Raw genomic sequence first — 23,298 nt, 5'->3', positions numbered from 1 at the left:
AGCTTTTAGGCGGCTTCTTCTACGCCGTCATAGTTTGAAAATTCCCAACATTCGGGTTAGGAGGCCTTCCGTGAATATTGTGAAGAATGAACTTTTATACGAAGGAAAAGCAAAAAAGATCTACAAAACCGATGATGAAAACACGTTGTATGTGGTGTATAAAGATTCCGCAACTGCCTTTAACGGAGAAAAAAAGGAGGAAATCAGCGGAAAAGGGCGCTTAAATAACGAGATTTCAAGCTTCATTTTCAAACACCTTCATGCTAAAGGCATTAACAACCACTTTATCGAGCGCATTTCGGAAACAGAGCAGCTCATTAAAAAGGTAACGATTGTGCCGCTTGAAGTCGTAGTCAGAAATGTTGTAGCAGGCAGCATGTCCAAACGTCTCGGCATTCCAGAAGGCACAGAGCTTGAACAGCCGATTATCGAGTTTTACTACAAGGACGACGCGCTGGGTGATCCGCTCATCACAGAAGATCATATTTGGCTCTTAAAAGCGGCAACTCCTGAGCAGGTAGAAACCATTAAGTCCATTACAAAAACAGTAAATGAAGAGCTTCAAGCTATTTTTGACGATTGTCATGTCAGATTAATAGATTTCAAGCTTGAATTCGGTTTAGATGCAGACGGGCAAGTGCTTTTGGCGGATGAAATTTCACCTGATACATGCCGCTTGTGGGATAAAGACACGAACGAAAAGCTGGATAAAGATTTATTCAGACGCAATCTGGGAAGCTTAACCGACGCATACGAAGAGATTTTCAAAAGACTGGGAGGCATTCATCATGTATAAAGTAAAAGTTTATGTCAGCTTAAAAGAAAGTGTACTAGATCCACAAGGGAGCGCTGTCCAGCATGCCTTGCACAGTATGACTTATAACGAAGTTCAAGATGTGCGCATCGGAAAATACATGGAGCTTACCATTGAAAAATCTGACCGTGACCTTGACGTCCTAGTAAAAGAAATGTGCGAAAAACTTCTAGCGAATACAGTGATTGAAGATTACAGATACGAAGTTGAGGAGGTAGTCGCACAGTGAAATTTGCGGTGATTGTGTTACCAGGCTCCAACTGTGATATCGATATGTATCATGCTGTAAAGGATGAGCTCGGCCATGAAGTGGAATACGTCTGGCATGAGGAAACAAGACTTGACGGCTTCGACGGCGTGTTAATTCCGGGAGGGTTTTCTTACGGCGATTACTTGAGATGCGGCGCTATCGCCCGGTTTGCGAATATTATGCCAGCTGTCAAACAGGCGGCGGCTGAAGGAAAACCAGTTCTCGGCGTCTGCAATGGATTCCAGATTTTACAGGAGCTTGGCCTTCTGCCAGGCGCAATGAGACGCAACAAAGATTTGAAGTTCATTTGCCGTCCGGTTGAATTAATTGTTCAGAACGACGAAACATTATTCACATCTTCCTACGAAAAGGGCCAATCGATTACAATCCCGGTTGCCCATGGTGAAGGAAATTTCTACTGTGATGACGAAACGCTTGCTTCATTGAAAGAAAACAATCAAATTGCTTTCACATACGGCTCCAATATTAACGGAAGTGTCAGCGACATTGCCGGTGTCGTGAATGAGAAAGGCAACGTATTAGGCATGATGCCTCACCCTGAGCGCGCGGTCGATGAACTGCTTGGAAGCGCCGACGGTCTTAAATTGTTTCAGTCTATCGTGAAAAATTGGAGGGAAACTCATGTCACTACTGCTTGAACCAAGTAAAGAACAAATAAAAGAAGAGAAAATGTATCAGCAAATGGGTGTCAGTGATGATGAGTTTGCATTGATTGAATCCATTCTTGGCAGATTGCCGAACTACACAGAAATCGGAATTTTTTCTGTCATGTGGTCAGAGCATTGCAGCTACAAAAACTCAAAGCCGATTCTGCGTAAATTCCCGACAAGCGGCGAGCGTGTGCTGCAAGGTCCGGGGGAAGGTGCCGGAATCGTTGATATCGGTGACAACCAAGCGGTTGTGTTCAAAATTGAATCACATAACCACCCATCAGCTCTCGAACCTTACCAAGGCGCTGCGACTGGCGTAGGCGGCATTATCCGTGACGTTTTCTCAATGGGTGCCCGTCCAATCGCTGTATTGAACTCTCTTCGATTTGGTGAACTGACTTCACCGCGTGTGAAGTACTTGTTTGAAGAAGTAGTAGCGGGTATCGCCGGATACGGCAACTGTATCGGCATCCCGACAGTCGGCGGAGAAGTGCAGTTTGACAGCAGCTATGAAGGAAATCCGCTCGTCAACGCAATGTGCGTCGGTTTAATCAACCATGAAGACATCAAAAAAGGCCAGGCGAAGGGTGTCGGCAACACAGTAATGTACGTAGGAGCAAAAACGGGGCGTGATGGAATCCACGGTGCTACGTTTGCTTCTGAAGAAATGTCTGATTCGTCTGAAGAAAAGCGCTCTGCTGTTCAAGTCGGCGATCCGTTTATGGAGAAGCTTTTGCTTGAAGCATGTCTGGAAGTCATCCAATGTGATGCGTTAGTCGGCATTCAGGATATGGGAGCTGCCGGTTTAACAAGCTCAAGTGCGGAAATGGCAAGTAAAGCGGGTTCTGGTATTGAGATGAATCTTGACCTGATTCCTCAGCGTGAAACAGGCATGACTGCGTATGAAATGATGCTTTCTGAATCACAGGAACGGATGCTTTTGGTCATCGAGCGCGGACGTGAGCAGGAAATTATCGATATTTTTGACAAGTACGATCTAGAAGCGGTTTCTGTCGGACGTGTGACAGATGATAAAATGCTTCGCCTGACACACAAAGGTGAGGTTGTGTGTGAGCTGCCTGTTGATGCCTTGGCAGAAGAAGCTCCGGTTTACCACAAGCCTTCTCAAGAACCAGCATACTACCGCGAGTTTTTAGAGACGGACGTTCCGGCTCCTCAAATTGATGATGCGAATGAAACACTGAAGGCGCTCCTGCAGCAGCCGACGATCGCAAGCAAAGAGTGGGTTTACGATCAGTATGACTACATGGTGCGGACGAATACAGTTGTCGCTCCTGGGTCTGATGCGGGTGTTCTCAGAATCCGCGGAACGAAAAAGGCGCTGGCGATGACGACAGACTGTAACGCGCGTTATCTCTATCTCGATCCTGAAGTCGGCGGGAAAATCGCTGTCGCTGAAGCGGCGCGCAACATCATTTGCTCAGGCGCAGAACCGCTTGCAGTCACAGATAACCTTAACTTCGGAAACCCGGAGAAACCGGAAATCTTCTGGCAGATCGAAAAAGCGGCTGACGGCATCAGCGAGGCGTGCAATGTTCTCAGCACACCGGTTATCGGCGGAAACGTATCGCTTTATAACGAATCAAACGGCACGGCGATCTACCCGACACCTGTTATCGGCATGGTCGGCTTAATTGAAGATACAGCACACATTACAACACAGCATTTCAAACAGGCGGGAGATCTCGTATACGTGATTGGCGAAACAAAACCTGAGTTTGCCGGAAGCGAGCTGCAAAAAATGACAGAAGGCAGTATTTATGGAAAAGCACCGCAAATCGATCTTGATGTAGAACTGTCACGCCAAAGAGCATTGCTTGATGCGATTAAAAAAGGCTTTGTTCAATCTGCGCATGATGTGTCTGAAGGCGGTTTAGGCGTAGCGATTGCAGAAAGTGTCATGACGGCAGAAAATCTTGGCGCAAACGTGACTGTTGAAGGAGAAGCAGCATTATTATTCTCTGAATCTCAATCCCGCTTCGTCGTTTCAGTGAAAAAAGAACATCAAGCAGCGTTTGAAGCAGCTGTGAAAGATGCAGTTCATATCGGTGAGGTAACGGCTGATGGTATTCTGGCGATTCAAAACCAAGACGGACAACAATTGATTCATGCGCAAACGAAAGAGCTTGAGCGCGCATGGAAAGGAGCTATCCCATGCTTGCTGAAATCAAAGGCTTAAATGAAGAGTGCGGCGTATTTGGGATTTGGGGACATGAAGAAGCCCCGCAAATCACGTATTACGGCCTCCACAGCCTCCAGCACCGAGGACAGGAGGGGGCTGGCATTGTAGCAACTGACGGTGAAAAACTGACGGCGCACAAAGGCCAAGGGCTGATCACTGAAGTGTTTCAAAATGGCGAGCTCAGCAAAGTAAAGGGAAAAGGCGCAATCGGGCACGTTCGGTATGCGACGGCTGGAGGCGGCGGATACGAAAATGTACAGCCGCTCCTCTTCCGTTCCCAAAGCAACGGCAGTCTGGCGCTTGCCCATAACGGAAACCTTGTCAACGCCACCCAGCTGAAGCAGCAGCTCGAAAATCAAGGGAGCATTTTTCAAACCTCTTCGGACACAGAGGTTTTGGCTCACCTGATCAAAAGAAGCGGCCACTTCACGCTGAAGGATCAAATAAAAAACTCGCTTTCCATGCTGAAAGGCGCCTACGCGTTCCTGATCATGACCGAAACAGAAATGATCGTAGCGCTTGACCCGAACGGGCTTAGACCGCTATCCATCGGCATGCTGGGCGACGCTTATGTCGTCGCATCAGAAACATGCGCATTTGATGTCGTCGGCGCAACGTATCTTCGTGAGGTAGAACCGGGTGAAATGCTGATCATCAATGATGAAGGCATGAAATCAGAGCGATTCTCTATGAATATCAACCGTTCCATTTGCAGCATGGAGTATATTTATTTCTCCAGACCTGACAGTAATATTGACGGCATTAACGTGCACAGTGCGCGTAAAAACCTTGGGAAAATGCTGGCTCAGGAATCCGCAGTTGAAGCTGATGTCGTAACAGGGGTTCCGGATTCCAGTATTTCAGCTGCGATCGGCTATGCAGAAGCAACAGGCATCCCGTATGAGCTGGGCTTAATCAAAAACCGATATGTCGGCAGAACGTTTATTCAGCCGTCTCAGGCTCTGCGCGAGCAAGGCGTCAGAATGAAACTATCTGCGGTTCGCGGGGTTGTAGAAGGAAAACGCGTCGTCATGGTAGATGACTCTATCGTGCGCGGAACAACAAGCCGCCGGATTGTCACGATGCTAAGAGAAGCGGGTGCAACAGAGGTGCATGTGAAAATTAGTTCACCGCCGATCGCTCATCCGTGCTTTTACGGCATTGATACTTCCACACATGAAGAACTGATCGCATCTTCCCATTCAGTTGAAGAAATCCGTCAGGAAATCGGGGCGGACACCCTCTCATTTTTGAGTGTGGAAGGGCTGCTGAAAGGCATCGGCAGAAAATACGATGACTCTAATTGCGGACAGTGTCTCGCTTGCTTTACAGGAAAATATCCGACTGAAATTTACCAGGATACAGTGCTTCCTCATGTAAAAGAAGCAGTATTAACCAAATAAAACTTGAAAATGACATAAAGGCAGCGCAGTTCGGCTGCCTTTCTCTTTCTGCCCTCGTTCGGGGAGATATTTTGAAAAGCGCCTTAAAGGAGTGAATAGGATGTCTGAAGCATATAAAAACGCAGGAGTTGACATCGAAGCCGGATATGAAGCTGTAAAACGAATGAAAAAACATGTGGAGCGCACAAAACGGCTTGGCGTTATGGGCAGCCTTGGCGGTTTTGGCGGCATGTTTGACCTGTCTGAGCTTTCTTATCAAAAACCTGTTTTAATTTCGGGAACGGACGGTGTCGGCACCAAATTAAAGCTCGCTTTTTCCATGGATAAGCATGACACGATTGGCGTTGACGCTGTTGCGATGTGTGTCAATGATGTGCTGGCACAAGGCGCAGAGCCGTTGTTTTTTCTTGATTATTTAGCGGTCGGAAAAGCGGACCCTATGAAAATTGAGCAGATCGTACAAGGTGTAGCGAACGGCTGTGAGCAGTCAGGTTCAGCCTTAGTCGGCGGCGAAACGGCTGAGATGCCGGGATTATATACAGCAGATGAATACGATATTGCCGGTTTCTCAGTCGGAGTGGCGGAAAAGGACGAAATCGTGACTGGAGAAAACATCAAAGAAGGTCATCTTTTGATCGGCCTCAGCTCCAGCGGTCTTCACAGTAACGGATTTTCCCTTGTAAGAAAAGTGCTTCTGGATGATGCGGAGCTTGATCTTGATACAACATACGAACCATTTGACCGCCCGCTTGGCGAGGAGCTGCTTGAACCAACAAGAATTTACGTGAAGCCTGTGCTTGCCGCGATGAAAAGCGGAAAAATCGACGGCATGGCACACGTGACAGGCGGAGGATTCATCGAAAATATCCCGCGCATGCTTCCGGAAGGCTTAAGCGCGGAAATCGATCACGGCTCTTGGCCGATCCCGCCGATTTTCTCTTTCCTGCAAGAGTATGGCAAGCTGAAGGAAGAAGACATGTTCAACGTCTTTAATATGGGCATCGGCTTTGTTTTGGCTGTCAAAGAAGAGCATCTGACAGATGTGATCGGAACGCTTGAGAGCCAAGGCGAAAACGCCTATTTGATCGGGCGTGTGAAACAAGGCGAAGGCGTCACATTCGGCGGTGCGGCACTTTCATGAAAAAGTTTGCGGTATTTGCATCAGGAAACGGTTTAAACTTCGAAGCCATCGTCACGCGTTTGAAAGAGGAGAATTGGGATGCGTCCGTATCGCTCCTCGTTTGCGACAAACCGCAGGCGAAAGTCATCGAACGGGCGGAAACATTTCACATTCCATCCTTTGCATTTGAGCCGAAGTCTTATGAAAACAAGGCCGCATTTGAACGGGCCATTATCGAACAGCTTCATCTTCATGACGTTGAATTGATTGTTCTTGCCGGTTATATGAGGCTGATAGGTGATACGCTGCTTGAGGCATACGGAGGAAAAATCATTAACATTCACCCGTCACTTCTTCCGGCGTTCCCCGGGATCGACGCAGTTGGACAGGCGTACCGCGCGGGTGTGAAGGTGGCCGGGATCACCGTGCATTATGTCGATGAAGGAATGGATACAGGCCAGATCATCGCTCAAAAGGCAATCGAAATTGACGAACATGATACATTGGAAACAATTGAACAGCGGATTCACAAGCTTGAGCATAAATGGTATCCAAGTGTGATTAAACAGCTATTAGGATTAAATAACAGAGGTGAAAAGGCATGACCATTAAACGTGCATTAATCAGTGTTTCAGATAAAACAAATCTCGTTCCTTTCGTAAAAGAATTAACAGAGCTTGGCGTTGAAGTCATTTCAACGGGCGGAACGAAAAAGCTTCTTCAAGAAAACGGTGTGAATGTCATCGGAATTTCTGAAGTGACAGGCTTTCCTGAGATTATGGATGGACGGCTCAAAACACTTCATCCGAATATTCACGGCGGTCTTCTGGCGGTTCGCGGCAATGAAGAGCATATGGCGCAGATCAATGAACACGGGATTCAGCCGATTGACCTCGTTGTCGTCAACCTCTATCCATTTAAAGAAACGATTTCTAAAGAAGATGTCACATATGAAGAAGCGATCGAAAATATCGACATCGGCGGACCGGGCATGCTGCGTGCGGCATCAAAAAACCATCAGGATGTGACGGTTATCGTTGATCCAGCGGATTACAGCCCAGTGCTGAATCAAATCAAAGAAGAAGGCGGCGTATCCCTTCAGAAAAAACGCGAGCTGGCGGCAAAAGTATTCCGTCATACTGCGGCATATGATGCACTGATCGCTGACTATCTGACAAACGTTGTCGGTGAAAAAGAACCAGAACAATTCACTGTAACATTTGAGAAAAAACAATCGCTTCGCTACGGGGAAAACCCGCATCAGGAAGCAACATTCTATCAAACAGCACTTCCTGTTAAAGGCTCCATTGCGCAAGCGGAACAGCTTCACGGCAAAGAGCTTTCTTACAACAACATTAAAGACGCAGATGCAGCAGTTCAAATCGTCCGTGAATTCACTGAGCCGGCTGCGGTTGCCGTGAAGCATATGAATCCGTGCGGCGTTGGAACAGGAAAAACGATTTCAGAAGCCTTCGACAGAGCGTTTGAAGCGGATAAAACATCTATCTTCGGCGGCATTATCGCTCTTAACCGTGAAGTGGACAAGGCAACTGCCGAAGCGCTTCACAACATTTTCTTAGAAATTATCATTGCGCCTTCATTCAGCCAAGAAGCACTTCACATCCTGACTGCGAAGAAAAATCTTCGTCTGATGACGCTTGATGTGACAGCTACCGTTCAAAAAGAAAAACAGCTGACATCCGTTCAAGGCGGACTGCTGATTCAAGATTTAGATATGCACGGCTTCGATGATGCCGAGATCAGCATTCCGACAAAAAGAGAGCCGAGCGAGCAAGAGTGGGAAGACTTAAAGCTTGCTTGGAAAGTCGTAAAGCATGTGAAATCAAATGCGATCGTTCTCGCGAAGGATAACATGACAGTCGGTGTAGGAGCGGGCCAAATGAACCGCGTCGGATCAGCGAAAATTGCCATCGAGCAAGCAGGAGAAAAAGCGAAAGGCAGCGCACTTGGATCTGATGCATTTTTCCCAATGCCGGATACTGTCGAAGAAGCGGCAAAAGCAGGCGTTACGGCTATCATTCAGCCGGGGGGATCTGTACGTGATGAGGATTCCATCAAAAAAGCGGATGAGTACGGCATTGCCATGGTATTCACCGGTATTAGACACTTCAAACATTAAGGGGATGAAAACGACGTGAATGTATTAATTATCGGTAAAGGCGGAAGAGAGCATACGCTGGCATGGAAGGTGGCGCAAAGCAGCTTTGTTGATACGGTATTTGCCGCTCCTGGAAATGACGGCATGGCAGCTTCCGCACAGCTTGTAAACATTGAGGAAAGCGACCACGCCGGGCTTGTCTCGTTTGCAAAAGAAAATCAGGTCGGCCTAACGATTGTTGGCCCTGAGGTTCCTTTAATTGAAGGTTTAGTGGATGAATTCGAAAAAGCCGGTCTGCGTGTATTCGGCCCGTCAAAAGCCGCTGCGATCATCGAAGGAAGCAAACAGTTCGCTAAGGATTTAATGAAGAAATACGACATACCGACCGCAGAATACGACACGTTTACATCTTTTGAAGAGGCAAAGGCATATGTGCAGGAAAAAGGCGCTCCGATTGTTATAAAAGCAGATGGACTTGCGGCTGGAAAAGGCGTTACAGTTGCTATGACAGAGGAAGAAGCGATTGCATGTCTGCATGATTTCCTTGAGGATGAAAAGTTCGGTGATGCGAGCGCGTCTGTTGTCATTGAAGAATTTCTTTCCGGCGAAGAATTTTCTCTGATGGCATTCGTCAAAGGTGAAAAGGTGTATCCAATGGTGATTGCCCAGGATCACAAGCGGGCGTTTGACGGAGACAAAGGCCCGAATACGGGTGGAATGGGCGCATACTCTCCAGTTCCGCAAATTTCGGAAGAAACTGTCCGTCATGCTGTAGAAACAATCGTCAAGCCCGCTGCAAAAGCAATGGTACAAGAAGGCCGTTCCTTCACTGGCGTTTTGTACGCGGGATTAATGCTCACTGAAAACGGCTCGAAGGTCATCGAATTTAATGCCCGTTTTGGCGATCCGGAAACTCAGGTCGTGCTTCCACGCATGGAATCTGATCTGGTACAGGTGCTTCTTGATCTTTTGGATGATAAGGAAGTTGACTTAAGGTGGAAGGATACCGCGGCTGTAAGTGTTGTGCTTGCTTCAGAAGGGTACCCGGAAAGCTACGCAAAAGGCACGCCGATCGGCAGCCTTGCAGCGGAAACTGAGCAGGTTGTGGTCTTCCATGCCGGAACGAAAGCAGAAGGCGGAGAGTTCGTCACAAACGGCGGACGCGTCGCCAATGTGACGGCTTTTGATGAATCGTTTGAAGCGGCGAGAGACCGAGTGTATACAGCCGTTGATGAGATCATCAAGCCTGGACTCTTTTTCAGAAAAGACATAGGGGCACGCGCTTTAAAAGCTGCTCTAAAATAAAGTGAAGAAAACCCGCAGATTGAGCTGCGGGTTTTTTTGTTATGCGAAAGCGGGGTGGTGAGCGGAAGAAGAAAGGACAACGAGCGTGGTCGGTTTTCCGTGGTCCATCGAAGCGTCAATAAAATCTTCGAGCGTATGTACCGATTCTGTCACCACTTTTGTCACATAGCTGTACATCCCTGTAATGCGGTGGTTTTCTGCCACATCCGGGTGCGCTTTTGCAAAGGCGGCGTAGTGTTTGCAGCTTTTCGGCTCCATCAGGATAAAAGCCGTGACATGCTTGTTTAGTTTTTCGTAACAGATATTCGCGCTGTAGCCGGTAATCACTCCTTTGTCTTCCAGCTTCCTGACACGTTCCGCCGCGCTTGGAGAGCTTAGGCCGACAAGCTTTCCCAGCTCAACCATCGTTAATCTGCCATTTCGCTGCAAATGCGAGAGAATGTGAAGATCTGTATCGTCCATTTGTCTGGCTCCTTTACATGTTTAAGCGAATTTGTGAAAATTCCTTTTATCATAAGGTAATGCGGTTGATTTAACTTAATTGTAGCATATGGATGCCGTCTTATTTTTCTTATAATAAAGCCATCAACGGGAGAGGAGGCATCATGTTGCCTGAATTGCAGCGTTCGATCACTTGGATACAAGGGACGGCATTAACGATTGGGGCCGTTTTAGGCTGCGGGATATTAATCCTGCCGTCTGTCACTGCTGACGCAGCCGGTCCCGCTTCTTTATTCGTTTGGGTGTTCATGTCTTTCTTATCTTTTCTTCTTGTCGGCACACTGGCCCGGCTTGTGAAAATAGCGCCCAGCGCAGGAGGAATCACGGCTTACGTGCAGCTGGCTTTTCAGAAAAAAGCCGGAGCGGTTTTGGGCTGGATCATGTTAGGGTCTGTTCCAATCGGCGTTCCCGTCATCGCTTTGACTGGCGCGCATTACGTCAGTTACGTTACAGAGGCTTCGGATTGGCAGATTACTTTGATTGCATGCTGTATGCTGGCTGTCTCCATTTTGCTTCATATGAGAGGCATTCAACTATCCGCGAACATCAGTACACTCGTCATTTGTGTCATCGTATTTCTGCTTGTCACTTCTGTTGCCGTGTCACTGCCTCACGTTAAAGCAGCAGAATTCGAACCGTTTCTTCCGCATGGCTGGTCTGCCGCAGGATCTGTTTCAGTTATGATTTTTTTCTCTTTTGTAGGCTGGGAAATGATTACCCCATTGGCTGAGGAATTTCATCGTCCTGAAAAAGATGTCCCGCTCAGCTTGTACTTGGGAGCGGCTTGTGTGGCGGGGCTGTATATCATGCTGTCATTTGTGACGGTGGGGACTCATTCATATGGAGAGAATGGAGAAATCGCATCGCTTGCCATGCTCATATCAAAAGGAGCGGGGGAAAGCGGAGTATATGTAACGGTATGTTTAGCTCTGTTTATCACATTCGCCACCATTCATGCCAATATTGCGGGTTTTTCCAGAATGGTGTATGCATTGGCGAGAGAGGGGCACATTCCTGTATATTTTGGGAAACTCAGTGAGACAAAACATACGCCTATCCGTGTATTAACAGCGCTTGCCGCAGTGTTTAGTTTAGTGCTTGGGGCATATGGCTTGTTTCAAATCGATTTGACAACTCTGTTAAAAGGGCCGAGTGCGGCATTCATCGCATCTTACATATGTACAATGGCGGCAGCGCTGAAACTGCTGAGCTGGAGAGATTCAGGCTGGTGGATGGCGTTCGGGGCGTTTGCGGCGTGCGCTGTGATTTACTCTTTCAGCGGCTGGGCACTCCTTTATCCGGCAGCACTGGCAGCCGTAGGGTATCTCTATATGAAGACAAAGGAATGTCGTGAGAAAAAGCTTGATCACGTTTCGTGAGCAAGCTTTTTTGTTTATCTGTTTTGATGCTCCTGTTCGTTATTGTCGGAAGCGCCGTTTTGAACCATGTAGGTCACAGGGCAGAAGCGCAAGATTCCCGAACCTGCTTTTAAGGCCCCCATAAAGATGTAAAAGAGGTGCATTCTGCACCAAGGCTTTTTTGTAAACTTTGCGCTGGCGGCTGACATAATCGTCAGTCCGCAGGCGATTCTGAAGACAGCATTGACGAGACTGATGTTTGGCTTCATGGAAATCCGCTCCTTTTCACTTAAAAAAGTTTTTTAATCGAACCTTCAAAAATTTGTAACGTTTATACCGTGCGTGATGAGGAAGGATGTGATAACATGAGTCTAATACATGTAAAGGAGAGTATGTGAATGTCCGAACGCACCTTAAACTGGAAAAACAAAGACATCAGGGCACAGGTTGATGTTGTAGACTCAAAGCTGCTTCCAACGCTCCTTTTACGGAATGCTCTCGTCTTAAATCCATATGTAAAACAATGGCTGAAAAAAAACATTTGGATTTATCAGGACCGCATTGTTTATGTAGGTCATGAACTTCCGAATAGAGCCGAAGAAATTCGTACGATTGATTGTGAAGGAAAATACATTGTGCCAGGGTATATCGAACCGCACGCACATCCTTTTCAAATATATAATCCCCAAACGCTGGCGGAATATGTGTCTCAATACGGAACAACGACATTTGTGAATGATAACTTATTTTTGCTTTTACAAAGCGGAAAAAAGAAAGCGCTTACTATTTTAAATGAACTCAAAAAGCAGCCTGTTCAATATTTTTGGTGGTCACGCTATGACCTCCAGACCGAGGTTCTGAACGAGGATCACGTTCTTCCGTTTGATGTCAGAAAGCAGTGGATTGAACATCCGGATGTGATTCAAGGCGGAGAAATGACCGGATGGCCTCGTTTGGTAGATGGTGATGATTTAATGCTTCACTGCATGCAAGCTACAAAGAAGCAGAGGAAACGCATTGAAGGGCATTTTCCCGGCGCTTCAGATAAAACGCTTACAAAAATGAAGCTGTTCGGAGCGGATTGTGACCATGAAGCGATGACAGGTGATGAAGTGATGAGAAGGCTGGAACTGGGCTACTATGTTTCCCTTCGGAACTCTTCCATTCGCCCTGATGTAAGAAAAATCTTACAGGAGCTGCATGAGAAGGGTTTCCGCTATTATGACCATTTCTTTTACACGACAGACGGCGCGACGCCGAATTTCTATAAAGGCGGCATGACAAACGAGCTGATCCGCATCGCGTTAGAAGAAGGAGTTCCGGCAATCGATGCCTACAATATGGCATCATTTAATATTGCGAAGTATTACCAAATGGATGATTATTTAGGAGTTGTCGGACCGGGAAGAATGGCATCGCTAAATATACTTGAAGATCCGTTAAATCCGGATCCCGTTACCGTTCTGTCAAAAGGGATCATCCTTCGTGAGGACGGCTGTGATTTGAAGGCGTTTACAAAGACGGGCTGGAGCAAAGGCGGTCTTGTCCCGCTTGAGCTTTCATATGATATGACGATGGATGATTTGCAGTTTTCCATGCCGATGGGCGTGAAAATGCGGAATGCGGTCATTATGGAGCCATATATGATTGAGATCGACAATTCGATGGAACAGCTCTCATTTGACCATGATGAAAGTTATTTGACGATGCTTGACAGACATGGGAAATGGCGCGTCAATACGATAATAAAAGGTTTTGCCTCAAGCGTGCAGGGATTTGTGAGCTCCTTTACAACGACAGGCGATATTGTCGCGATCGGAAAAAATAAAGCGGATATGCTGCTCGCTTTCGCCCGCATGAAAGAGATCGGGGGAGGAATCGTCCTTGCGGAAAACGGGAACATTCTGCATGAAATTCCGCTTGCGCTGTGCGGCTGCGCCTCTTCGGAAGCATATGAAGAAGTGCTGGAGAAGGAACAAAAACTGAGAGATCTTTTGACTGAAAGAGGCTACGAGTTTTGTGATCCCGTCTATACGCTGCTCTTTTTGCAAAGTACGCACCTTCCGTATATACGCATTACGCCGAGAGGAATCTTCGACGTCATGAAAAAAACTGTACTCTTTCCATCGATAATGCGTTAAAATATAAAAGAGCGGGGAGCCGACATATGAAAAAATGGATGACAGGTTGCGTGCTGTTTTTCGTGTTTTTTCTGCTGGTATCCTGCCAGCAGAAGGATGCTGTCCCGAATGTTGAAAAGAAGCTGAAAGCTCCTTTGACGGGACTGGAGACTGAACAGAAGGTGACTGAACGCCGGCCTGTTGCTGTTGTGGTGAACAATCACCCGAAGGCGAGGCCACAATCAGGACTGTCTAAAGCCGACATTGTCATAGAAGCGCTGGCCGAAGGGCAAATTACAAGATTTCTGGCCATTTTCCAAAGCCAGATGCCTGAAATTGTCGGACCTGTGCGAAGCGCGCGGGAATATTTCGTCACTCTCAGCGATGGCTTTGACAGCATATTTGTCCATCACGGCTGGAGTCCTGGCGCCAAAGAGCAGCTGGAATCCGGAGCTGCCGATTATATGAACGGATTGGATTTTGACGGAAGCTTATTTTGGAGAGCTGATTTCAGCAAACCGCCCCACAATTCCTACACGTCTTATGATTACATAAAAAAGGCGGCGGAACAAAAGGGATATGAGCTGAAGCGGGAAACAGATCCGCTGCTGTTTCAAACATCAGAAGCAAAACCTGCAAATGAATCTTACAATGTTCGGGTAGATTATGGAACAAAGAACGTTACAAATCTTGTCGAATACAAATATGATAAAAAAGCTGAAGCTTATACAAGAAGCTCTGATGGTGTCATAACGACAGACCGGGAAACCGGAAAGCCGGTTGCAATGCAAAATATTTTCATTGTTGAAGCCAGCCATCATACTATTGATCAAGATGGAAGGCGGGACATCGACCTGGAATCAGGGGGGAGAGGTCTGTTGTTTCAGCACGGAAACGTTATTGAAACAGACTGGAAACAAGTAAACGGTAGAATTGTGCCGTTAAAAGACGGCAAATGGCTCCCGTTTGTGCCAGGAAAGACTTGGATTAATATCGTGCCTGATCTCGATGCGGCTTCCATTAGTAAAGGAGAAGGTGTGTAACGATGCAAATCGATAAATTACGCGGCAAAGAGCTGGACCAGTTATTCAACTCGATCTTATCGCTGAAAGACCTGGAGGAATGTTACCGGTTCTTCGATGATCTTTGCACAATTAACGAAATTCAATCGCTGGCTCAGCGTCTTGAAGTGGCGCGCATGCTTCGCGAAGGAAACACGTATCATAAGATTGAAACAGAAACAGGTGCTTCCACGGCTACGATTTCCCGTGTGAAACGCTGCTTAAATTACGGAAATGACGCTTATGAAATGGCGCTCGACCGTGTGAAGGAGACCGAAACTGAGTCTTCTTCAAAATAACAAAGAACCGCCCTGCCGTTCGGCATGGGCGGTTTCTTTATGAAACAAATTGGTGGATCAGTTTGTCGATGTCGACGATGCTGCCATCCTCTTTTCGATAGACAACATGCTCCTTGGAAAAGCGGACCGGCGAATTGATGCCCGCTGCGGCTGCGAGGTTAAACAGCCCCTCGCGCAGCGAAATGACGTAATTGCAGACACGATGCTGTTTTTCCTCAACGCTTAGTGCTTTTTGCAGTTTTGGATCTGTTGTCGCCACACCTGCCGGACATGTGTTGGTGTGGCAGACGAGAGCGCGGATGCAGCCGACCGAAAACATCATGCCGCGGGCAATGTTGACAAAATCAGCGCCGAGGGCTAAAGCGACCGCGATTTTGTCAGGAGTCAGGAGTTTCCCGGAAGCAAAGATTTTCAGCTGGCCGCGCAAGCCATATTGTCTAAGGAGTGTATCAACAATAGGCAGCGCTGTCATAATCGGTAGGCCTACTGTATCTGCGAGCTCATAAAAGGAAGCTCCGGTACCGCCTTCACTTCCGTCGATCGTGATAAAATCCGGATGCTTTCCGCTTTTCTGCATGTAAGAGAAAAGCTCATGCAATTCTTCAGGGTGCCCTGCGACGAGTTTGATGCCGACTGGCTTTTGCCCAACATCTCTAAGTTTTTCAATAAAGTCGAGCATTTCGGGAGCGCTTGAAAATTCATAAAAGCGGTTCGGGCTGTCAATCGATTTCCCCGGTTCGACATTCCGGATGTCTGCCACTTCTTCTGATACCTTGGCGCCATCCACATGGCCGCCGCGGGTTTTCGCTCCTTGCGCCAGTTTCAGTTCAAAGGCTTTAATTTGGTCAAGCCTGCTTTTTCTTTTAAACTCCTCCCATGAAAATTCTCCGTTTCTTTTGCGTACGCCAAAAAGACCCGGTCCGATTTGGCAAATGATATCGGCGCCGCCCTTTAAGTGATACTCAGACAATCCTCCCTCACCGGTATTCATCCATGTGCCTCCTGCCTGATGAAGCCCTTTTGAGAGCGCCGTAATCGCCCGTTCTCCAAGGGAACCGTAGCTCATGGCAGACTGGCCGACTAATCCCTTCACATAAAAAGGCTTCTCGCATGTATGCTCGCCGATCACCTGCACATCATCAGGATGGAGAAAATACGGATCAGCCTTGATATGTTCGGCGTGTTCCTTGCGTTTGAACAGATTGTCAGCATCGAGTTTATAGATTCGGGTTTCAATTTTAGGCGTTTGGTTTACGTGCATTTCTTCTCGTAGTTTAGGAAACATAGCGTTACGAATATAATAGCCGGGTTTATCAAAATCTCTTACAGATCCAAAGCCCATCATTCTGCTTTTGTATTTGCTTGAGATGACGGTTTGTTCATATTCCTTTCGGGAAAAGGGCTGCTCCTCATTGTCATTGCTGTATAAATACTGCCTGAGCTCCGGCTCGATTTTTTCAAGGATGTATCGAAACCTTCCAATGACGGGATAGTTGCGGAGAATCGAATGCTCCTCCTGTTTTTCATCCCTTATGTAGATCCATACAAACAAAACGATGGGGATGGCAATAATCCCGATAATAAATGCGATGAGTGCAACAATGATGGATTCCATCTGTCAGCCTCCCTTTTTATGTATCCATTTCCACAGTTGAACACTTTCCAAACAATAACAGACGGGAATCTTTTGCCTAGATCTTGAAGCTATTGAAGGCTTTTTGGAGCTCCCTTTTTTATGAAAAAAGAATCAAAACACCTTTTTCAGTGAATAACGAGATTAACGGCTTTTTCCGTTTTTCCGCGCTATGTGAATTTGTTATAATGTTTAAATGGTAACAAACGAATGGAGGAACGTATGACGTGTACGATGTAACGGAGTGGAAGCATGTCTTTAAACTCGATCCAAATAAAGATTTGCCTGATGAACAGCTGGAGATTCTTTGTGAATCAGGAACGGATGCGGTCATTATCGGAGGAAGCGATGGTGTGACAGAGGACAATGTCCTGCGGATGATGTCTAAGGTGAGACGGTTTTTGGTGCCGTGTGTCCTTGAGGTATCAGCAATTGAAGCAATCGTTCCCGGCTTTGACTTATATTTTATTCCGAGTGTATTAAACAGCAAAAACGCGGACTGGATTGTCGGAATGCACCAGAAAGCCATGAAGGAATACGGAGAACTGATGTCTATGGAAGAAATCGTGGCGGAAGGCTACTGCATCGCTAATCCTGATTGCAAAGCGGCGGCATTGACTGAAGCGGATGCCGATCTGAGTATTGACGATATTGTCGCCTATGCGCGTGTGTCTGAGCTGCTGCATCTTCCGATTTTTTACTTGGAATACAGCGGCGTACTTGGAGACATAGAAGCCGTGAAGAAAACGAAGGCTGTATTGGAAACGTCCACCTTGTTTTATGGCGGCGGCATCAAAGATGCGGAAACGGCAAAGCAGTATGCTGAGCATGCTGACGTGATTGTTGTTGGCAATGCGGTATATGAAGATTTTGACCGGGCTTTGAAAACAGTAGCGGCTGTGAAAGGCGAGTAGTAAATTGTACGGATTTGGTTTATGATAGAACATATGTTTTGTATAGGCGGGTGAACAAATTTTGAATTATATTAGCAATCAATTATTAAGCGGATTAAACCCCGTTCAGCAGGAAGCTGTCAAAACAACGGACGGGCCTCTCTTGCTGATGGCGGGAGCGGGAAGCGGAAAGACGCGTGTCCTGACACACAGAATCGCTTACTTAATGGCGGAAAAGCATGTGGCGCCGTGGAACATTCTGGCGATCACATTTACAAATAAAGCAGCACGTGAAATGAAAGAACGTGTGGAAAGCATTCTCGGACCGGGCGCGGACGATATCTGGATTTCCACATTCCACAGCATGTGCGTGCGGATCTTGCGCAGAGATATCGACCGGATCGGGATCAACCGCAATTTCTCCATCCTTGATACGGCAGACCAGCTTTCAGTCATCAAGGGGATTTTGAAGGAGCGCAATCTTGATCCGAAGAAGTTTGACCCAAGAAGCATTCTCGGCACGATCAGCAGTGCGAAAAACGAACTGACCGAACCGGAAGAATTCTCTAAAGTTGCCGGCGGCTACTATGATCAGGTCGTCAGCGATGTATACACTGATTATCAGAAAAAACTGCTGAAAAACCAATCGCTTGATTTCGACGACTTGATTATGACGACCATTAAATTGTTTGACCGTGTACCGGAAGTGCTTGAATTTTATCAGCGCAAATTCCAATACATCCACGTCGATGAGTATCAAGATACGAACAGAGCCCAATACATGCTTGTTAAGCAGCTTGCAGAGCGTTTCCAGAACCTTTGCGTTGTCGGTGACTCTGATCAGTCGATCTACAGATGGCGCGGCGCGGATATCACCAACATCCTTTCTTTTGAAAAAGATTATCCGAACGCCAGCGTGATTTTGCTTGAACAAAATTACCGTTCAACGAAACGGATTTTGCGCGCGGCTAACGAGGTCATCAAAAACAACTCAAACCGCAAACCGAAAAATTTGTGGACGGAAAACGATGAAGGCATCAAAATTTCCTATTACCGCGGAGATAATGAGTTCGGCGAAGGACAGTTTGTGGCCGGCAAGATTCATCAGCTTCACAGCTCAGGCACGCGGAAGCTCTCGGATATCGCCATTTTGTACCGGACAAATGCGCAGTCCCGTGTGATTGAGGAAACGCTTCTCAAAGCAGGCTTGAACTATAACATTGTCGGCGGCACAAAGTTCTATGACAGAAAAGAAATTAAAGACATTCTCGCGTACTTGCGCCTCGTATCCAATCCGGATGACGATATCAGTTTCACGCGCATTGTCAATGTGCCGAAACGCGGAGTCGGTGCGACATCACTTGAAAAAATCGCTTCGTATGCGGCGATGAACGGCTTATCATTCTTCCAAGCCATTCAGCAGGTTGATTTTATCGGCGTCAGCGCCAAGGCAGCCAACGCGCTTGACAGCTTCAGGCAGATGATTGAGAACCTAACCAATATGCAGGATTACTTATCTATTACAGAGCTGACAGAAGAAATTCTTGATAAGACGGAATACAGAGAAATGCTGAAGGCTGAGAAATCAATCGAAGCCCAAAGCCGTTTAGAAAACATCGACGAGTTCCTGTCTGTCACGAAAAACTTTGAACAGAAAAGTGAAGACAAGACACTTGTAGCATTTCTGACAGACTTGGCGCTGATTGCAGATATTGATCAGCTCGACCAGCAAGAGGAAGAGTCAGGCGGCAAGGATGCAATCACCCTTATGACACTGCACGCCGCAAAAGGGCTGGAGTTTCCGGTTGTTTTCTTGATGGGGCTTGAAGAAGGCGTCTTCCCGCATAGCCGTTCATTAATGGAGGAAGCGGAAATGGAAGAAGAACGCCGCCTTGCTTACGTTGGGATTACAAGGGCGGAGCAAGAGCTTTATCTGACCAACGCCAAAATGCGCACTTTGTTTGGGCGAACAAATATGAACCCGGAATCTCGCTTTATTGCTGAAATACCGGATGATTTATTGGAAAACCTAAATGAGAAAAAAGAAACGAGAGCGCCGTCTGCAAGAAAAATGCAGCCGAGACGCGGCCCTGTTTCACGTCCGGTATCCTACGCCAGCAAAACAGGCGGCGACACCTTAAACTGGGCAGTCGGAGATAAGGCGGGCCATAAAAAATGGGGAACAGGAACTGTCGTCAGTGTAAAAGGCGAAGGAGAAGGGACGGAGCTCGATATTGCGTTCCCGAGCCCAGTCGGCGTGAAACGCCTGTTAGCAGCATTTGCTCCTATTGAAAAGCAGTAATTGAAGAGGAAAGGAAGAAGCAGATGGACAAAGAAACAGCGAAGCAGCGGGCAGACGAACTGCGCCGCACCATCAACAAGTATAGCTATGAATATTACACCTTAGATGAACCGAGCGTCCCTGATGCCGAATACGACAGATTGATGCAGGAGCTGATAGCGATCGAGGAGGAGCATCCAGACCTCAGAACGCCGGACTCTCCTACGCAGCGTGTCGGCGGAGCCGTGCTTGAAGCGTTTCAGAAAGTCACTCACGGCACGCCAATGCTCAGTTTGGGCAACGCCTTTAATGACGATGATCTTCGTGATTTCGACCGCCGGGTGCGCCAGGCCGTCGGCGACGATGTGGCGTATAATGTGGAGCTGAAAATAGACGGTCTTGCTGTTTCTCTCCGTTATGAAGACGGCTATTTTGTCAGAGGAGCCACAAGAGGTGACGGAACGACGGGAGAGGATATTACGGAGAACCTGAAGACGATCCGCAATATTCCGCTCAAAATGAAACGTGATCTGTCGATCGAAGTGCGCGGCGAGGCGTATATGCCGAAGCGTTCGTTTGAAACGCTCAATGAGGAACGGATCAAAAACGAAGAAGAACCGTTTGCCAATCCGCGAAATGCCGCCGCGGGATCACTCAGACAGCTCGATCCGAAAATTGCAGCGAAACGAAACCTCGATATCTTCGTCTACAGTATAGCGGAGCTTGATGAGATGGGTGTGGAGACGCAAAGCCAAGGGCTTGATTTTCTCGACGAAATCGGATTTAAAACGAACCAGGAACGAAAAAAATGCGGCAGCATAGAAGAAGTTATTGCACTGATCGATGAGTTTCAGGCTAAACGCGCTGACCTCCCGTATGAAATTGACGGCATCGTGATTAAAGTTGATTCCCTTGATCAGCAGGAGGAGCTCGGTTTTACGGCGAAAAGCCCACGCTGGGCCATCGCGTATAAATTTCCTGCTGAAGAGGTCGTGACAAAACTTCTCGACATCGAATTAAATGTCGGCAGAACGGGTGTGATTACGCCGACCGCCATTCTTGAGCCGGTAAAAGTTGCCGGCACAACGGTCTCAAGAGCATCCCTTCATAACGAAGATTTAATTAAAGAGAAGGATATTCGGATATTAGATAAGGTTGTCGTCAAAAAAGCGGGCGATATCATTCCGGAAGTCGTGAACGTCCTCGTTGAACAGCGCACAGGAGAAGAAAAGGAATTCAGCATGCCGACGGAATGCCCTGAATGCGGGAGTGAACTCGTCCGCATCGAAGGAGAAGTGGCGCTTCGCTGCATTAATCCTGAATGCCCGGCGCAAATCCGGGAAGGACTGATCCATTTCGTTTCCCGCAATGCCATGAACATTGACGGGCTTGGCGAACGAGTGATCACACAGCTGTTTGAGGAGAACCTTGTCCGCAATGTGGCGGATTTGTATAAGCTGACGAAGGAACAGGTTATCCAGCTCGAACGCATGGGCGAAAAATCTACTGAAAATCTGATCAGCTCCATTCAAAAGTCCAAAGAAAATTCGTTAGAGCGCTTGCTATTTGGACTCGGCATCCGCTTTATCGGTTCAAAGGCTGCAAAGACGCTTGCCATGCATTTTGAAAGCTTGGAGAACCTGAAAAAAGCTTCAAAAGAGGAGCTTCTCGCGATCGATGAAATCGGTGAAAAAATGGCTGATGCGGTCATCACTTATTTTCATAAAGAAGAAATGCTTGATCTCTTGAATGAACTTCAGGAGCTGGGCGTAAACACACACTACAAAGGCCCGAAAAAAGTAAAAGCAGAGGAAAGCGATTCTTACTTTGCCGGTAAAACAATTGTTCTGACAGGAAAGCTGGAAGAACTGTCAAGAAACGATGCCAAAGCGCAAATCGAAGCGCTAGGCGGCAAGCTGACTGGAAGCGTCAGCAAAAACACAGACTTGGTCATCGCCGGAGAAGCGGCGGGAAGCAAGCTGACAAAAGCACAAGAGCTGAACATTGAAGTATGGAATGAAGAACAGTTAATGGGAGAGCTAAAGAAATAAGAGGAGTGTTTTCTATTGAAAAAGACGTTGGCAATGGCGGCAACGGCGGCAGTGTTAATGCTGTCTGCCTGCTCGTCAGGTTTTGGGGGGGATAAGGAGGAAGAGATTACGCAAAAGACGGCGAAATCGTCAGAAAAAGCGATTGTCCCGAAATATAATATCTCTGACTCCTATTACAAAATGGTGCTGCCGTTTAAGGCAGGAAAAGCGCGCGGCTTAACAACGGAACAGCTGAATACAAGGCTGGACATTGATGAATTTGAAACAGGGCTGATGCGTCTTGCCCAAGATTCTTTCTCGACTGACGATTATCTGTTCCAGGAAGGGCAATATTTAGATGAAGATACAGTATTAAGCTGGCTGGCACGGAAAAAAACCGGCTCTGATCTAAAAAAAGCCCAAAAAGAAGATAAAAACTTCAAAAATGAAGGCTTGAACCCAGCACTTCCGAGTTCCGGTTCAACAGAAGAAAAGAACGAAAACAGCCCGGTTTATTTAGCGTCCATGCTGGAGCACGATTATTTAGTCAGAAAAGACAAGAATTCCATCCAGCTTGGCGGCGTGATGATCGGATTGGCATTAAACTCCGTGTATTACTATCGTGAAAAAACAGGCGACCCTCAAAAAGAAGTGGAGATTAAGGACAGCACGCTTCGCGAGCAGGGAGAAAAAATCGCACAAGAGGTCATTAACCGCCTCCGAAAAAAAGATAACCTGAAGAATGTGCCGATCACAGTCGCGCTCTACAAGCAGGCTTCAAAAACATCGATTGTGCCGGGGAACTTCATCGCCAAAACAGAAGTCAAAGCAGGCTCCACAGATATCTCAAATTGGGATGACATAAATGAAAAATATGTATTTTATCCGGCGGATACAACGACAGCAGAAAAATACCCGGATGATACCGAGGTCTTTAAGCGGTTCAAAAACTCAATTGAACAATATTTCCCGAACTACACAGGCGTTGTCGGTACAGCGTTATATGAAAATAATGAAATGACGAAAATGAAGATTGACATTCCAATGCAATTCTACGGTAAAAGTGAAGTCGTCGCGTTTACTCAGTTCTTAACGGGTGAAGTGATGGACTACTACTCCAAGGGCTCAGTTGATGTCGAAGTCAATATCACATCCTCAGACGGACAGGAAGCGGTCATTATCCGCAATGCCGGAGATAAAGAGCCGACTGTTCACATTTATGACTAATAAACAAAGC

The 23,298-nt window shown here is 47.0% G+C and carries 20 protein-coding genes; 17 read left to right on the top strand and 3 right to left on the bottom strand.

Annotation, left to right across the window (positions count from 1 at the left end):
* Nucleotides 1-70 precede the first annotated feature (70 nt).
* The 9 genes from purC (at nt 71) to purD (ending at nt 9,885) form a co-directional block, all read left to right on the top strand.
* Nucleotides 71-796, top strand: coding sequence for a phosphoribosylaminoimidazolesuccinocarboxamide synthase (gene purC, locus Q5C82_RS18240; RefSeq protein WP_003219408.1), 726 nt, complete (start codon nt 71-73; stop codon nt 794-796).
* Complete coding sequence (gene purS / locus Q5C82_RS18235; RefSeq protein WP_003219409.1) at nt 789-1,043, top strand: phosphoribosylformylglycinamidine synthase subunit PurS; 255 nt, start codon at nt 789-791, stop codon at nt 1,041-1,043. The genes purC and purS overlap by 8 nt, the downstream gene beginning before the upstream one ends.
* Nucleotides 1,040-1,723: a phosphoribosylformylglycinamidine synthase subunit PurQ gene (purQ, locus tag Q5C82_RS18230; RefSeq protein WP_003219410.1), complete on the top strand. Its 684-nt coding sequence runs from the start codon at nt 1,040-1,042 to the stop codon at nt 1,721-1,723. The genes purS and purQ overlap by 4 nt, the downstream gene beginning before the upstream one ends.
* A complete protein-coding gene (gene purL, locus Q5C82_RS18225; RefSeq protein WP_003219411.1) occupies nt 1,707-3,935 on the top strand; it encodes a phosphoribosylformylglycinamidine synthase subunit PurL in 2,229 nt (742 codons plus the stop codon). The genes purQ and purL overlap by 17 nt, the downstream gene beginning before the upstream one ends.
* Nucleotides 3,911-5,341, top strand: a complete 1,431-nt coding sequence (gene purF / locus Q5C82_RS18220) for an amidophosphoribosyltransferase (protein WP_032727235.1) — start codon at nt 3,911-3,913, stop codon at nt 5,339-5,341. Before purL ends, purF begins: the two co-directional genes overlap by 25 nt.
* Nucleotides 5,342-5,441: 100 nt before the next feature.
* On the top strand, nt 5,442-6,482 hold the full coding sequence (gene purM / locus Q5C82_RS18215) for a phosphoribosylformylglycinamidine cyclo-ligase (RefSeq protein WP_003219413.1): 1,041 nt from the start codon (nt 5,442-5,444) through the stop codon (nt 6,480-6,482).
* Nucleotides 6,479-7,066: a phosphoribosylglycinamide formyltransferase gene (purN, locus tag Q5C82_RS18210; RefSeq protein ID WP_003219414.1), complete on the top strand. Its 588-nt coding sequence runs from the start codon at nt 6,479-6,481 to the stop codon at nt 7,064-7,066. Before purM ends, purN begins: the two co-directional genes overlap by 4 nt.
* Nucleotides 7,063-8,601 carry a bifunctional phosphoribosylaminoimidazolecarboxamide formyltransferase/IMP cyclohydrolase gene (gene purH, locus Q5C82_RS18205; RefSeq protein WP_003219415.1) on the top strand — a complete coding sequence of 513 codons (1,539 nt, stop codon included), beginning with the start codon at nt 7,063-7,065 and terminating at the stop codon, nt 8,599-8,601. The genes purN and purH overlap by 4 nt, the downstream gene beginning before the upstream one ends.
* A 15-nt stretch (nt 8,602-8,616) precedes the next feature.
* Nucleotides 8,617-9,885 carry a phosphoribosylamine--glycine ligase gene (gene purD, locus Q5C82_RS18200; RefSeq protein ID WP_003219416.1) on the top strand — a complete coding sequence of 423 codons (1,269 nt, stop codon included), beginning with the start codon at nt 8,617-8,619 and terminating at the stop codon, nt 9,883-9,885.
* 39 nt (nt 9,886-9,924) lie between these two features.
* On the opposite strand, the gene Q5C82_RS18195 is transcribed toward purD, so the two are convergent.
* On the bottom strand, nt 9,925-10,347 hold the full coding sequence (locus Q5C82_RS18195) for an Lrp/AsnC family transcriptional regulator (RefSeq protein ID WP_003219417.1): 423 nt from the start codon (nt 10,345-10,347) through the stop codon (nt 9,925-9,927).
* Nucleotides 10,348-10,490: 143 nt separating this feature from the next.
* Here Q5C82_RS18195 and Q5C82_RS18190 point away from each other — a divergent pair, with 143 nt between their 5' ends.
* Complete coding sequence (locus Q5C82_RS18190; protein ID WP_003219418.1) at nt 10,491-11,765, top strand: APC family permease; 1,275 nt, start codon at nt 10,491-10,493, stop codon at nt 11,763-11,765.
* A gap of 14 nt (nt 11,766-11,779) precedes the next feature.
* Here Q5C82_RS18190 and Q5C82_RS18185 read toward each other — a convergent pair whose 3' ends face one another.
* Nucleotides 11,780-12,013 carry a DUF2892 domain-containing protein gene (locus Q5C82_RS18185; protein ID WP_003219419.1) on the bottom strand — a complete coding sequence of 78 codons (234 nt, stop codon included), beginning with the start codon at nt 12,011-12,013 and terminating at the stop codon, nt 11,780-11,782.
* Nucleotides 12,014-12,142: 129 nt separating this feature from the next.
* Here Q5C82_RS18185 and Q5C82_RS18180 point away from each other — a divergent pair, with 129 nt between their 5' ends.
* Genes Q5C82_RS18180 through Q5C82_RS18170 form a run of 3 tightly spaced genes read left to right on the top strand, consistent with a single transcriptional unit; the run spans nt 12,143 to nt 15,224 of the window.
* The gene (locus Q5C82_RS18180; protein WP_003219420.1) at nt 12,143-13,885 is read left to right on the top strand and encodes an adenine deaminase; all 1,743 of its coding nucleotides are present in this window, start codon (nt 12,143-12,145) and stop codon (nt 13,883-13,885) included.
* A gap of 26 nt (nt 13,886-13,911) precedes the next feature.
* Nucleotides 13,912-14,907: a DUF3048 domain-containing protein gene (locus Q5C82_RS18175; RefSeq protein WP_003219422.1), complete on the top strand. Its 996-nt coding sequence runs from the start codon at nt 13,912-13,914 to the stop codon at nt 14,905-14,907.
* Nucleotides 14,908-14,909: 2 nt separating this feature from the next.
* Nucleotides 14,910-15,224 carry a YerC/YecD family TrpR-related protein gene (locus tag Q5C82_RS18170; RefSeq protein ID WP_003219429.1) on the top strand — a complete coding sequence of 105 codons (315 nt, stop codon included), beginning with the start codon at nt 14,910-14,912 and terminating at the stop codon, nt 15,222-15,224.
* Between the two features lie 37 nt (nt 15,225-15,261).
* On the opposite strand, the gene Q5C82_RS18165 is transcribed toward Q5C82_RS18170, so the two are convergent.
* The gene (locus Q5C82_RS18165) at nt 15,262-16,839 is read right to left on the bottom strand and encodes an FMN-binding glutamate synthase family protein (protein ID WP_003219431.1); all 1,578 of its coding nucleotides are present in this window, start codon (nt 16,837-16,839) and stop codon (nt 15,262-15,264) included.
* Nucleotides 16,840-17,084: 245 nt separating this feature from the next.
* Here Q5C82_RS18165 and Q5C82_RS18160 point away from each other — a divergent pair, with 245 nt between their 5' ends.
* From Q5C82_RS18160 to Q5C82_RS18145, 4 genes are all read left to right on the top strand, one after another.
* A complete protein-coding gene (locus tag Q5C82_RS18160; RefSeq protein ID WP_003219433.1) occupies nt 17,085-17,771 on the top strand; it encodes a heptaprenylglyceryl phosphate synthase in 687 nt (228 codons plus the stop codon).
* Between the two features lie 61 nt (nt 17,772-17,832).
* Complete coding sequence (gene pcrA / locus Q5C82_RS18155) at nt 17,833-20,052, top strand: DNA helicase PcrA (RefSeq protein ID WP_003219434.1); 2,220 nt, start codon at nt 17,833-17,835, stop codon at nt 20,050-20,052.
* Nucleotides 20,053-20,075: 23 nt separating this feature from the next.
* Nucleotides 20,076-22,082, top strand: coding sequence for an NAD-dependent DNA ligase LigA (gene ligA / locus Q5C82_RS18150; protein ID WP_003219436.1), 2,007 nt, complete (start codon nt 20,076-20,078; stop codon nt 22,080-22,082).
* Between the two features lie 15 nt (nt 22,083-22,097).
* Nucleotides 22,098-23,288, top strand: coding sequence for a CamS family sex pheromone protein (locus Q5C82_RS18145; protein WP_003219437.1), 1,191 nt, complete (start codon nt 22,098-22,100; stop codon nt 23,286-23,288).
* Nucleotides 23,289-23,298: the final 10 nt, after the last annotated feature.

Source organism: uncultured Bacillus sp., from assembly GCF_958411575.1.
Classification (GTDB): domain Bacteria; phylum Bacillota; class Bacilli; order Bacillales; family Bacillaceae; genus Bacillus; species Bacillus spizizenii.
Note: the sequence above shows the minus strand (reverse complement) of the source record. Positions and strands in the feature narration are given on the sequence as shown.

Excerpts from the sequence above, each read along its gene's own strand:
- purS (WP_003219409.1), top strand. The coding sequence starts at position 789 with ATGTATAAAGTAAAAGTTTATGTCAGCTTAAAAGAAAGTGTACTAGAT.
- purL (WP_003219411.1), top strand. The coding sequence starts at position 1,707 with ATGTCACTACTGCTTGAACCAAGTAAAGAACAAATAAAAGAAGAGAAA.
- purF (WP_032727235.1), top strand. The coding sequence starts at position 3,911 with ATGCTTGCTGAAATCAAAGGCTTAAATGAAGAGTGCGGCGTATTTGGG.
- purM (WP_003219413.1), top strand. The coding sequence starts at position 5,442 with ATGTCTGAAGCATATAAAAACGCAGGAGTTGACATCGAAGCCGGATAT.
- purN (WP_003219414.1), top strand. The coding sequence starts at position 6,479 with ATGAAAAAGTTTGCGGTATTTGCATCAGGAAACGGTTTAAACTTCGAA.
- purH (WP_003219415.1), top strand. The coding sequence starts at position 7,063 with ATGACCATTAAACGTGCATTAATCAGTGTTTCAGATAAAACAAATCTC.
- Q5C82_RS18195 (WP_003219417.1), bottom strand. The coding sequence starts at position 10,347 with ATGGACGATACAGATCTTCACATTCTCTCGCATTTGCAGCGAAATGGC.
- Q5C82_RS18190 (WP_003219418.1), top strand. The coding sequence starts at position 10,491 with ATGTTGCCTGAATTGCAGCGTTCGATCACTTGGATACAAGGGACGGCA.
- Q5C82_RS18185 (WP_003219419.1), bottom strand. The coding sequence starts at position 12,013 with ATGAAGCCAAACATCAGTCTCGTCAATGCTGTCTTCAGAATCGCCTGC.
- Q5C82_RS18180 (WP_003219420.1), top strand. The coding sequence starts at position 12,143 with ATGTCCGAACGCACCTTAAACTGGAAAAACAAAGACATCAGGGCACAG.
- Q5C82_RS18175 (WP_003219422.1), top strand. The coding sequence starts at position 13,912 with ATGAAAAAATGGATGACAGGTTGCGTGCTGTTTTTCGTGTTTTTTCTG.
- Q5C82_RS18170 (WP_003219429.1), top strand. The coding sequence starts at position 14,910 with ATGCAAATCGATAAATTACGCGGCAAAGAGCTGGACCAGTTATTCAAC.
- Q5C82_RS18165 (WP_003219431.1), bottom strand. The coding sequence starts at position 16,839 with ATGGAATCCATCATTGTTGCACTCATCGCATTTATTATCGGGATTATT.
- ligA (WP_003219436.1), top strand. The coding sequence starts at position 20,076 with ATGGACAAAGAAACAGCGAAGCAGCGGGCAGACGAACTGCGCCGCACC.